General features: G+C 58.8%; 10 protein-coding genes. 1 reads left to right on the top strand and 9 read right to left on the bottom strand.

The window, feature by feature from the left end:
* Positions 1–441: 441 nt before the first annotated feature.
* Together VIL88_RS05970 and VIL88_RS05965 are read right to left on the bottom strand one after the other, a co-directional pair.
* Positions 442–1,512: a M42 family metallopeptidase gene (locus VIL88_RS05970; RefSeq protein WP_331986950.1), complete on the bottom strand. Its 1,071-nt coding sequence runs from the start codon at positions 1,510–1,512 to the stop codon at positions 442–444.
* 31 nt (positions 1,513–1,543) lie between these two features.
* Complete coding sequence (locus VIL88_RS05965; protein WP_331986949.1) at positions 1,544–1,927, bottom strand: response regulator; 384 nt, start codon at positions 1,925–1,927, stop codon at positions 1,544–1,546.
* A gap of 147 nt (positions 1,928–2,074) precedes the next feature.
* Between VIL88_RS05965 and VIL88_RS05960 the strand changes: the two genes are divergently transcribed.
* Complete coding sequence (locus VIL88_RS05960) at positions 2,075–3,124, top strand: putative zinc-binding peptidase (RefSeq protein WP_331986947.1); 1,050 nt, start codon at positions 2,075–2,077, stop codon at positions 3,122–3,124.
* A 30-nt stretch (positions 3,125–3,154) separates the two neighbouring features.
* Here the strand turns inward: VIL88_RS05960 and VIL88_RS05955 are convergent, their stop codons facing one another.
* The 7 genes from VIL88_RS05955 to VIL88_RS05925 all read right to left on the bottom strand — a co-directional run bounded on the left by VIL88_RS05955 (position 3,155) and on the right by VIL88_RS05925 (position 10,789).
* On the bottom strand, positions 3,155–3,880 hold the full coding sequence (locus VIL88_RS05955) for a peptidase (protein ID WP_331986945.1): 726 nt from the start codon (positions 3,878–3,880) through the stop codon (positions 3,155–3,157).
* Between the two features lie 31 nt (positions 3,881–3,911).
* Positions 3,912–4,709, bottom strand: coding sequence for a transglutaminase family protein (locus tag VIL88_RS05950; RefSeq protein ID WP_331986943.1), 798 nt, complete (start codon positions 4,707–4,709; stop codon positions 3,912–3,914).
* 6 nt (positions 4,710–4,715) lie between these two features.
* On the bottom strand, positions 4,716–5,657 hold the full coding sequence (locus tag VIL88_RS05945; RefSeq protein WP_331986941.1) for an alpha-E domain-containing protein: 942 nt from the start codon (positions 5,655–5,657) through the stop codon (positions 4,716–4,718).
* Positions 5,658–5,680: 23 nt separating this feature from the next.
* The gene (locus VIL88_RS05940) at positions 5,681–7,096 is read right to left on the bottom strand and encodes a circularly permuted type 2 ATP-grasp protein (protein ID WP_331986939.1); all 1,416 of its coding nucleotides are present in this window, start codon (positions 7,094–7,096) and stop codon (positions 5,681–5,683) included.
* A gap of 391 nt (positions 7,097–7,487) precedes the next feature.
* A complete protein-coding gene (locus VIL88_RS05935; protein WP_331986937.1) occupies positions 7,488–8,276 on the bottom strand; it encodes a ZIP family metal transporter in 789 nt (262 codons plus the stop codon).
* A 738-nt stretch (positions 8,277–9,014) separates the two neighbouring features.
* Complete coding sequence (locus tag VIL88_RS05930) at positions 9,015–9,914, bottom strand: AraC family transcriptional regulator (protein ID WP_331986935.1); 900 nt, start codon at positions 9,912–9,914, stop codon at positions 9,015–9,017.
* 131 nt (positions 9,915–10,045) lie between these two features.
* Positions 10,046–10,789, bottom strand: coding sequence for an SDR family oxidoreductase (locus VIL88_RS05925; RefSeq protein WP_331986933.1), 744 nt, complete (start codon positions 10,787–10,789; stop codon positions 10,046–10,048).
* Between the last annotated feature and the right edge of the window lie 451 nt (positions 10,790–11,240).

The raw sequence follows: 11,240 nt of genomic DNA, 5'->3' as shown, positions 1-11,240 counted from the left end.
TAGGCGACACCCAGAGGCTAAGAGCGAGGGTGACACACACCAGCATCGCTGGCGTGCAGAAAGTCACCACTCTCTACAGCAAGGGGTAAGCCCCTCAACTTTGCTAGCACCGCCTATTTCGACCTCTAGCGTCAAACCAAGTTCGGCGAGCGCTCACCGACTAGCCTCTGCAAACGACTGCTGACAGGAACATCGAGTTCGGATCTCAACGGCCGGGAATGGGGTCGTCTCCTGCCCGGCACCTATGGGATGGGTACCGGACGGGCCGCTTTTGGAGCGCAAAAGGGCTAGAGCAGACGATCTAGGCTTGATTGACGCAGTCTCGCTTAAGCCAACCTGCGCTTTTTACAGCAAGGATTGCCTGTGCTTCGACATCGAACAGTATTGTGGCCGCTGAAGAGATCGCGGTTCAGCCGGCATGCGAGATGAAATGCATATGCGTCAGCGCGGGACGAAGTCGGTGTTTGGCGTGATCTTGCGGCAGAAGGCTGCAACCAAACGGGCGCAATTTTCCACATCGGCCAGGCTCAGCACCTCGCCGGGCGTATGCATGTAGCGCAGCGGTACGCCGAGCAAGCCCGTGGCCATCCCAGCCCGGTTGAGCTGGAGGGCTCCCGCATCGGTCGGCGTAGCAGAGGGTGCAACCTGCACCTGGTAGGGAATACCCTCCTCCGCGGCGGCGCGCTTGACCAGCGAGAACACCACTGGATTAGTGTTGGGGCCGCAGGAGACGGTTGGGCCCGCTCCAAGAAGAAGCTGGCCCTTTTCGGCAGGGTTCACCCCCGGATAGTCGATCGCGTGCTCCATATCGATCGCGATGCCGCATTGCGCTTCGATGGCAAAGGCTGCGGTCTTGGCACCGCGTGATCCGATTTCCTCCTGAACCGTTCCTACAGCGTAAACACCAACGGATGGTTCTAGCCCGCCCTCTTCCGCCAGCAGGCGAAGCGCCTCGGCGACGATGAAGAGACCTGCTTTGTTATCAAAGCCCCGGCCGACCGCCCGACCGCCCAGGAGCTGCTGGAAGTCCTGCTGATAAGTGACATAGCTGCCAGGATCGACCACACCCTCAGTTTCCGCCTTGGTGGCCGCACCAATGTCGATCCAGAGCTCCTTGAGCTGGGGCTTTTTCTTGAGCTCGTCGGGATCCATCAGGTGGATCGCCTTGCGGCCAATCACCCCTGGCACCTGCCCCTTGGGCCCATGTACCCAAACCGTCTGGCCAACCGGGATGACGCTGTCATGCCCGCCGATGGCGCTGAAATAAAGCAGGCCATGGTCGTCGATGAAGTGCACGATGAAAGCGATTTCATCCATGTGTCCTGCCAGCATGACCTTCATCGGCGCTGACGGGTTTATGGCGGCCATTACATTGCCGTGGACGTCGGTCGAGACCGTCTCGACAAAATCTCCGACATAATCCCGGTAGTTTTTGGCAATGCGGTGCTCATTGCCGCTGGGAGCAGGTGTCGCAACAAGGCGGCGCAGGAAATCGAGGGAATCGTCGCGCATGAAACTGCTTCCAATGTTGGTCTGCTGGTGATCAGTGGCCAGAAAGTGACTTGATGGTCGCGACCAGTCGCGGCAGCGGGAAGGGCTTGGACAAAAACTCGGTGCATTCTGGCAGATCCCCCGGGATCGGCCGTTTGGCTCCCGAAACAACGATGATGCGGATATGGGGCCAGATATAATTGACATGCTTGGCAAGCACGATGCCGCTACGGGTCCCCGGCATGTTGATGTCGGTGATCAACCCTGCGATCTCTTCACCTCGGGAATCAAGCAGGGTCAGTGCTTGGGCAGTATCGCAGGCCTCAAGCGCTTCGAGGCCGCAATCGTGGACGATCTGCGCTAGCTCCATTCTTATTAGCGGCTCGTCATCGACGATCAGGAAGGACTTCGGACGGTCTTGGATCTTGGTTGTCATGGCCCGCTAACGGGTGCCTTTTGTGTGGCGTTCCAAGTTATCGTATCTGTATAACTTGTGCGCGTTGGCCGGAACTTCAGGAGCTTCGATCGTTTACCTGATCCCGCAGGAGCACACCGTGCCCGCGGCTTACCAGGATAACCCGACATGAAGCTTTTCACCTGTGGGAACTGCGGGAACACGCTCTACTTCGAGAATGTCCGCTGCGAGCAATGCGGTTACAGGGTTGGATTCCTGCCTAGCGGCAACCAGCTGATCGCACTGGTTTCCGATGGCGACGCGTTTCTGAACGCAGGCACACAGGGTGATCGCTACGCTTATTGTGCCAACGGTGCGCACGCTGCCTGCAACTGGTTGGTGCCAGAGAGTGCAGGCCCTGGAGCCTTCTGCGTCGCTTGCACGCATAACGAGACCGTGCCCCCGCTCAACAACGAGGAGAATGTAAGACTGTGGCAAGTGATGGAACGGGCAAAGAAGCGCTTGTTTTATTCCCTGCTCAAGCTTGAACTGCCGTTAGGCAAAGGCGCTCAGGGCGATGTCTCCTCGCTGCGGTTTCGCTTCCTTGTCGACGAGCCGACCGAAGGCGGCTCGGTGATGACCGGCCACGACGATGGGGTGATCACCATTGCGCTTGTGGAGGCGGACGACGCCGAGCGGGAGCGTCGCCGCACCAATATGGGTGAACCCTATCGCACGCTGCTCGGCCATTTCCGCCACGAAATCGGCCACTACTACTGGGACGCGCTTGTAGACACCGGCGAGTACTTGGAGCCGTTTCGCAAACTTTTCGGCGATGACCGCGAAGACTATGGGCAAGCTCTCGAGCGCCATTATGCCAATGGCGCTCCCCCCGACTGGCCGCAGCACTTCATCAGCGCCTATGCCACGTCCCATCCCTGGGAGGATTTCGCCGAAACCTGGGCCCATTACCTGCACATGGTCGATGCCGTGGATACCGCGCTCGCCTCCCGAATGGGCGCCGAGACCCCGTCCGGAATGGAAATCGATATCCACTTCGACCCGTATCGGACAACAGACTTCACCCCGGTCGTCCAGAACTGGATTCCCCTGTCACTGCTGCTCAACGACCTCAACCGCGCCATCGGCCACGCCGATGCCTATCCCTTTGTTCTAAGCCCAACAGTGCAGGCAAAACTAAGCTTCATCCACGCCCTCGTGCACGGGCAATCTGTTTAGCTCCCCAGCATCGCGAGGACTTAGTGGGCCTCACCTGAACGGCGGCAGGCTGCGGAAAGCCGACTTTAGTGCCGTTCCCCAGCCCTCCGACACGGCCGCATAATACGGATCGTCGCGCGAGAAGCGGCGACTTGGGTCAAGTCGGAGGCTGTCGGCCCGGTAGGCTTGCAGATCAAGGGGCAGGCCCACCGACAGGTTGGACTTTAGCGTGGAGTCGAAGGAAACGAGCAGCAGCGTGCTCGCCTCTTCAAAGCTCATCGTCCGATCATAGGCGCGGATCAGGATGGGCTTGCCATATTTGTGCTCGCCGATCTGGAAGAAGGGCGTGTCCGTGGTGGACTCGATAAAATTCCCTTCCGAATAGATGTAGAAGAGGCGCGGTTCTTCGCCCGCAATTTGACCGCCCAGAATGAAGGTCGCAGCAAACCACTCAGTGTTCTGGCCTGAGGAGGCCGCCTCCCGAATAACCTCCTTGACCACATTGCCGATGAAGCGCGCCGTCTGAAACATCGAGGGCGCATGCAGCAAGCTCCCGTGTCGATCGTCTGGCGCCTTGTCGCGCTCGTCGAGGATGCTGAGCACGGCCTGAGTGGTGGCGAGGTTTCCTGCGGACAATAGCACTAGCGCCCGCTCGCCCGGCACTTCCCAGGTGCGCATCTTGGAGAAGGTGGAAATGTTGTCCAGACCGGCATTGGTGCGGGTGTCGGACATGAAAATCAATCCAAGATCCGTCTTCATACCCACGCAATAGGTCATCATGTAGCCCGAGAAACTGTGTCAGCAGCCCTTACTGCTCTACATGAAGGGTGACGGCAAGTGTCTCGGTGGAGGACCCGCGACGCAACCCGGTTATGGGTGCCGCCTGCCCATAGTCGAGACCGCAGGCGATCCGAACATAGCGTTCGTCCGGTGCGACCCCATTGGCGACGTCGAAGCCAACCCAGCCCAAATCCTCGACAAAGGCTTCGGCCCAGGCATGGGTTGCGGTCTGCTCGACCCTGTCTGTCATCAGCAGGTAGCCCGAAACATAGCGAGCGGGGACCCCCAGCAATCGCGCTGCCGAGATAAAGATCTGGGCGTGGTCCTGGCAGACCCCGCTGCCGCTCGCCAGCGCCGTCTCGGCGGGCGTGGCAACATCGGTGCTGTCGGGAATATAAGCCACGCGGGCGGTAATCTCCCCCGACAGTCGGTGCAACTGCTCCAGCCTTTGGCTAACGCCGGTAAGCGGATCTGCGAGCGCATGCACCGCTTCTCCCGGTTCGGTCAGTGGCGTCACACGCTGGTATGTCCAGAGTGGCGCCGTGCCGGTGCCGACACCGAAAATGCCTGCGGTATCGCGAGTTTCCACATGCCCGACTGCACGGATGACGATTTCGGAGGTGTGCGGCTTTGAGTGGAGCAACTCGGTTTGGTTACCGAAAGCATCCCGGTACGAGAGCTCCAGCGCCGTGCCCTCCACATCAATCCTCCAGTCTGTGACCGATTGCACGGAGGAGTCGACCGGTCGCAACCTCACCCGTTGCACCGCATGGGCAACCGGTTCGGTGTAGCGGTAGGTGGACCTATGATCGATCGAGATGAGCACGGCGTGTCAATCGAAGTTGTAGGCAGATGCTATATCAGCACCAAGCCTGTTATTGCGGGCAATGAAGTCGGTCAAGAACTCGTGTAGCCCAAGCTCGAAAACGGTCTCGATCTGCTTGCTTTCAATGAAACCGAGTGTCTGAGCAGCCAAGTCATGGCAGGGATGGCGCATCTCGTAATCATTGGCAAGATGCCCTAGGTTCTCGACGATGTTTCGATACGAAAAATGGAGCGACCGGGGCATCCGCCCGTTGAGAATGAGATATTCGGCAATCTGTGTCGGGTTATACTGAACGTCATAGACCCATCGGTACGAGCGATGCGCCGATACTGAGCGCAGGATCGACTCCCACTGATAGTTGTCCATTGTTCCGCCGACATAGGACACTGCTGGCAGCAGCACGTAGTATTTCACATCGAGGATACGTGACGTATTGTCGGCCCGTTCGATGAACTTGCCGATCCGGGAGAAGTTGAAGTTCTCGTTGCGCAACATCGTTCCGTGAAACGCCCCGCGGATCAACCAGGTCTCACGCTTGATATGGTCTAGCAACGCCGGCAACTCGCTGTCTGTGACAGGAGCACTCAAGGCGCTCTTCAGCGACATCCAAGCTTCGTTCACCGCTTCCCAGGCGTCACGCGTAAGTGCCGTCCGCACCATGCGCGCATTGAAGCGCGTGGCTTCGATGCAGGAGATGACGCTGGACGGGTTGCCTTGGTCCCGCAGGAGGAAGTCCGCGACATTCGCGGATGTGTAGTGATCATATTTGGCCTGAAAGGCCTCTGTGGCAGCTGCCGATAAGACGACCGACGACCATTCTTCGGAGGAGTTGGACGTGCGGGTCAGCGCTATCCGCAATCCGGCATCAACCAGACGGGCCATGTTCTCGGCCCGCTCTATATATCGGTGCATCCAGAACAGGCCGTTGGCGGTTCGTCCCAAAAGCATCGCTTAGTGTCCCTTCCAGCTCATCAGTCGTTGAGGACCCAAGTGTCCTTGGTGCCACCACCCTGGCTGGAATTGACCACCAGTGAGCCTTCGGTGAGGGCCACGCGGGTGAGCCCGCCCGGTACAGTGCGAATGCGATCCGACACCAAAACATATGGACGCAGATCGACATGCCGTGGCGCCAGCCCTGCATTGGTCAAAATCGGCGAGGTGGAGAGCGCCAAGGTCGGCTGCGCAATGTAGTTGCCAGGCCGCGCGCGAAGCTTATCGCTGAAATCCGCCAGTTCCTGCCGCGAGGCGGCTGGCCCAACCAGCATTCCATAGCCGCCCGAGCCATGGACCTCCTTGACCACGAGCTCGTCCAGGTGCTCCAGCACATATTTTAGGCTATCCGCCTCGCCGCAGCGATGGGTCGGAACATTCTCGAGCATGGCGCTGCGGCCCGTATAGAACTCGATGATCTCGGGCATATAGGAATAGATCGCCTTGTCATCGGCAATGCCGGTGCCCGGCGCGTTGGCGATGGTGATCCGCCCGGCGCGATAAACGTCCATTATACCGGCCACACCCAGGGTCGAGTCAGACCTAAAGGTCAAGGGATCAAGAAACGCATCGTCAACCCGGCGGTACAGTACGTCGATGGGGCGATAGCCTTCGGTGGTGCGCATGGCAATGCGCCCGCCCACCACCTTGAGGTCGCTGCCTTCAACAAGCTCCACCCCCATCTGGTCGGCAAGAAAGGCATGCTCGAAATAGGCCGAGTTGTGGATGCCCGGCGTCAGCACCGCAACGGTGGGTCTTTCTTGCTCACGATCGAGCGGCGCAACCGCTGACAAGGACTGGCGCAGCAATTGCGGATAGTTCTCCACCGGGAGCACTTTGACCTGCTGGAACAGCTCGGGAAAGAGCTGCAGCATGGTCTCGCGATTTTCCAGCATGTAGGACACACCCGATGGCGTACGGGCATTGTCCTCAAGCACATAGAACTGGTTTTCCGCAGTGCGAACCAGATCGACCCCGACCACATGTGTGTAAACGTTGCTAGGTGGTCGGAAGCCAATCATTTCAGGCAGAAACGCAGCGTTCTGAGCGATCAACTGCTTGGGTATGCGCCCGGCGCGGACGATTTCCTGTCGATGATAGATGTCGCCCAGGAAAGCATTTATCGCCACGACACGCTGCTCTATGCCCTCCGACAGGTAACGCCACTCACGGCCGGTGATGATGCGCGGCACGATGTCGAACGGGATCAGCCGTTCGGCGGCCTCCTTCTCACCATAGACCGCGAAGGTGATACCGGTCCGGCGGAATACCCCCTCGGCGTCGCGCGCCTTCTTGTCCAGTGCAGCAGGTGTCTGCTGATCGAGCCAGGCCTTGACCGGCTTGTAGGGCTGCCGGACGTCGCCGTCGCCCAAGAGCATCTCATCGAACGCGGACACGAGCTTTTCCAATGCTGAGTAGATCCATCAAGAGCGGCAGGACACGGTGAGTGCGCGGCTGTACCAAGCAAGAAGCATGCCGACATGGTGATAAGTGGCCTCACACTATCGATCGCGGCACCCTCCCCGCTGATGGGCCGGAATGGTTACCAAATGGGGAGAGTTCCTGGACCTAACTTGCGTTCAGCGTATCGGACAATGCAAATCGCCCACAGCACAGGAGATGTTCCTGGTGGCGGTTCCCGCAATCGAAGCCAGTCACTTTCTCGAGCGGCGTCAGACTTTCGGCATTTCTAAGGCTGTCTCAATACCTGATTGCCAAGCACCTATAGTGCGTGTGATCACCAGCCGAAATGTTTTGGAATGTCTGCTTGGTCACCCCAGCCGGTTTTTAAGTAAACTGCGTCAGCACGATCATGGAGAGAAAACCTAAAGCGGCTGCAAGACCGGCAGATTTCTCGAACTGGTGGCTTTCCGCCTCCGGCACCAAGCCGGTAGTTGCCAGATAGAACATGGCGCCAGCTCCGACTGCTGTGAGCGTCCCCTGCCAGAACTCCGGCAGATTGCTGAGCAGGAAGTAGCCACCGAGCGCTGACACGAACAAAGATATGCCGATCAAGCCTGTCCACTTGATGATCTCCCAGCGTTGCGCTCTCTTTGATTTCTCCTTGTCTGTGTCGAACACCAGCTCCCCAATGCTTAGGGCTTCGGAGATGTTGTCGAGAGCGATGGCAACGCCGACCACAAGACCTGTGCCCCCTCCGATAGCTGACGAAGCACCAATGACGATGCCCTCGATCAGTTCTTCCGCACTTGTTGCGCCTGCTATGACAGTTACTTTGTTGCCGTGTGGCTTGCGCCGCTGATGAAATCGTCTGACCCATCTTCGTTGCGAGGCTTGTTCACCCGCGGTCAATCCACGGTTCACGAAGAGGTCGAAACACCAGACCAGAAGAACGCCTACCGCAATGGCAATCAAGGACGTGAGCAGCCCGGCAAGCTCAAGCGCCTTTGGGACCATTTCGAAGCTGACTGCACCGAGCAATACCCCGCCTGCAAATCCAACCGCGATAGATAACAAGAGGCTTGTCGGTCTGACCAGAAGCGAGGCGACACCGCCTATGAGCGAAGCAAGTGCTGCACCGCCGGCAATCAGCAGAAAGGTCCAAAGCTCACTCATGACTGCTCCTGCGCTCTGTTATGCAATGCGGTGCAACGTACGGAGTTGCTGGGTGATAGGAACCAAAGGATATGGTTTCCTGTGGAGTTCACAGCCGAGTTGATGCCGCAGAAGGTTCAGGACTTCGGAAGCACTTAAACTGCGGCTCCTTGGGAACCAGAAACAGAAGCGTCTCCCTATTGAGGAGCGTTTCCATGGTGCGAGCATATCTTGTTGTTCAGCGCGAAGGTCGGTGGTGGATCATCGTCGATGGCCAGAGAACAGGGCGATTCCCTAACGCACTTGTTGCGGAGGCTTCCGCCATTGCGTCAGCGAAACAGGACTTCACAGCAGGTCAACCGGCTCGTGTTATTGTGGAGACCGAGGGGCTTCACACAGTCTACGACAGTAGCCCGGAAGGCACCTCTGCTGCAGGCCCTACATTACCGCCAAGCCGCTAAACTGCCCTTCCGTCAACCCTGCTAAGCCTCACTCTGCCGACGACACCTGCTGAACTGCATAGGTGAAACTGACGGTCAGGAGCGGCCTACTCAGATGGTCCTTGATGTTGACTGACAGAACTCGTGCGGGTGTTGCGCCGCGCATGACTACAAACGTCCGCTTGCGGCAAACGACATTGTTTAGGCGAATGACCATAATGGGGTCGACACCAGCCAGGCAGAATGGCGCCCCAAACTGGACGTTGGAGCAGCTGTTGCGAGTTCCTGAAAGCTGCCGAGAAGCCACTAAGGGGCAGTGTCAAGCAATGCCTGGTGTCAGTCCCAATCGCAGCCTCTGAGCATCCTGGCTGGGCGGCATGCCGAAGTACCGCCGGTACTCGCGGCTGAACTGTGACGCACTGTCATAGCCAACCTTGAACCCCACGCCCGTGATGTCGTTCGCATGCGCCGCCAGCAGCAATCGAGCCTCTTGCAGCCGAAGCTGTTTCTGGAACTGGATCGGGCTCATGGCCGTGACAGCCTGGAAGTTGCGATAGAAGGCTGAAACGCTCATCCCCACGAACCCGGCGACATCCTCCACGCGGAATGGGGTGGCATAGTGTTGGCGGATCCAACGAACGGCTCTTGAGATGTGACTGAGATGACTATCGGCTAGCCCCAACTGGCGCACGGCGCTGCCTTGTTCTCCTGCCATGAGCCGCCATAGGATCTCTCGCTTGATGAGTGGCGCGAGGACGGCGATGTCCTCAGGTGAGTCAAGCAAGCGAACCAGGCGCAAGACAGCATCCAGCAAAGCTGCTGGGGCGTCGCTCACCAGCATTGCCGATGGCGCACCGGCACTGCTTTGCCGCATGCCGTTAGATCCAGCTTGAAGCAGCAATTCTGCAACAGAAATGGGCTCCAAGACGAAGCCGAAGCCAAGAGCGGGATAGCCCGGACTTGCGTCGATGAACCTGCCGGTTACCGGCAGATCCACCGAGGCGACAAGGAATTGGCCGGGACGATATTCGTATAGTCGGTCGCCGAGGGCCAGTTGCTTGGTGCCCTGTGCCACCAGAGCCATCACAGTCCCGGACATGGTGTGTTCGTCCGCAGACTCGTCCTGCCGCGCCAGCAGAATACCTGGGATCGGAGTTCCCGTGTCAGGTCTGGCATGACGATCAATCAGGTCGCGAAGCTCGGCGATCTGCTTTTCCATACGACCACTCTCCGTCTAGTGCCGCGTGACGCACTCATGCACTCACGCGGACCAGGCATCGATAGCATTGTGCAAGGCTGAGGCGATACACTCGGGTGCTTGCAAGGCGCCCAACTTCTCGCCATGACGATCTAGCTCGCCCGGGCGAGTGCCACAGCATCTGGTCCGGCGGGGAAGCGCAATTGGCCCGACGTGTCATTTGCTGCGGCCCACACTGCTTCTGCGACGTCGCTCTCCTTGGTGGTGAGCGCCGGCGTCGCGAAAGCTGCAAAGATCGGCTGGGCAAAGGCTTGGTAAGCTTCCGGGATAAGATCGTCGATGTTGATGCCCGAATTCTGCGAGAAGCGAGTAGTCGGCGCATAGCCGGGCTCGACCAGCTTGGCTCGGATGTTGAACTCGGAGAGCTCGTGCGCCAGGGAGCCAGTGAAGCCTTCAATGGCCTGTTTGCTGGCGGTGTAGGCTGCAGCAAGAGGCATGGGCGCCAAGGTCACGCTGGAAGTAACATTCACCACCACACCCGAGTTCTGCGCACGGAACATCGGCAGCACAGCCTGGGTCATGGCCATCACCCCGAACGTGTTCGTTTCGAATACCTTCCGGACATGGCTCATTGGGGTTGCCTCGAATGCTCCGACGACGCCGATGCCTGCATTGTTGACCAGCACATCGATCGGTCCGCTCGCCTCGAGCGCTGCGGCGATGCTCTCTTCGTTCGTGACATCCAGAGCAATGATGCGAAGTCGTTCGGAAGCAGGCAGAACCTCCTGGTTCGGCTTGCGCATCGTGGCGATGACGTTCCACCCCTGTGCTAGGAAGAAGCGGGCGGTTTCGAGCCCATAGCCGGACGAGCTGCCAGTGATCATAACAGTGTTCATGGTGTTTTCCTTGACGTGTTGAGCGATCCCCTGATCGCCTCGACACCATCTAAGCACCGCCTCGTCCACCGGCGTTATCACCAAGCTCCCGGTTGTTTGCACAATCCTCTCAGATGGGGAAGCCAATGTACAGTGCTGATGTTGGCATCACTCGGAAAGCTAGTTTTCCTCCTGCCGTCATGCTCGAAGGAAGGTTGCCGTAAGCACACTTGGGCGTTCGGCGATGTTGCGCTCCATTTCGGTCGTTCGGACTGCCATTTCGACTACCCGAAAGCGGTGGGTCCGCTTAGGTAGAGGCGACGGTGCCAATGGGGTAGGAAGCAGACAGTCCGCTCCTGATGGGAAGAGGCGTCAAGTAGACGCCGCGTCGCCATGCCGCTCCCTATCGGCGCAGTGTTGTCGGCCAGCTCACCGCGACAAAGATCAGCCCAGCCGCGACCAGCATAAAGGC

It is taken from the genome of Devosia sp., from assembly GCF_036563435.1.
Lineage (GTDB): Bacteria > Pseudomonadota > Alphaproteobacteria > Rhizobiales > Devosiaceae > Devosia.
The sequence above is the reverse complement of the archived record's forward strand: the minus strand, read 5'-3'. Positions and strand labels throughout refer to the sequence as shown.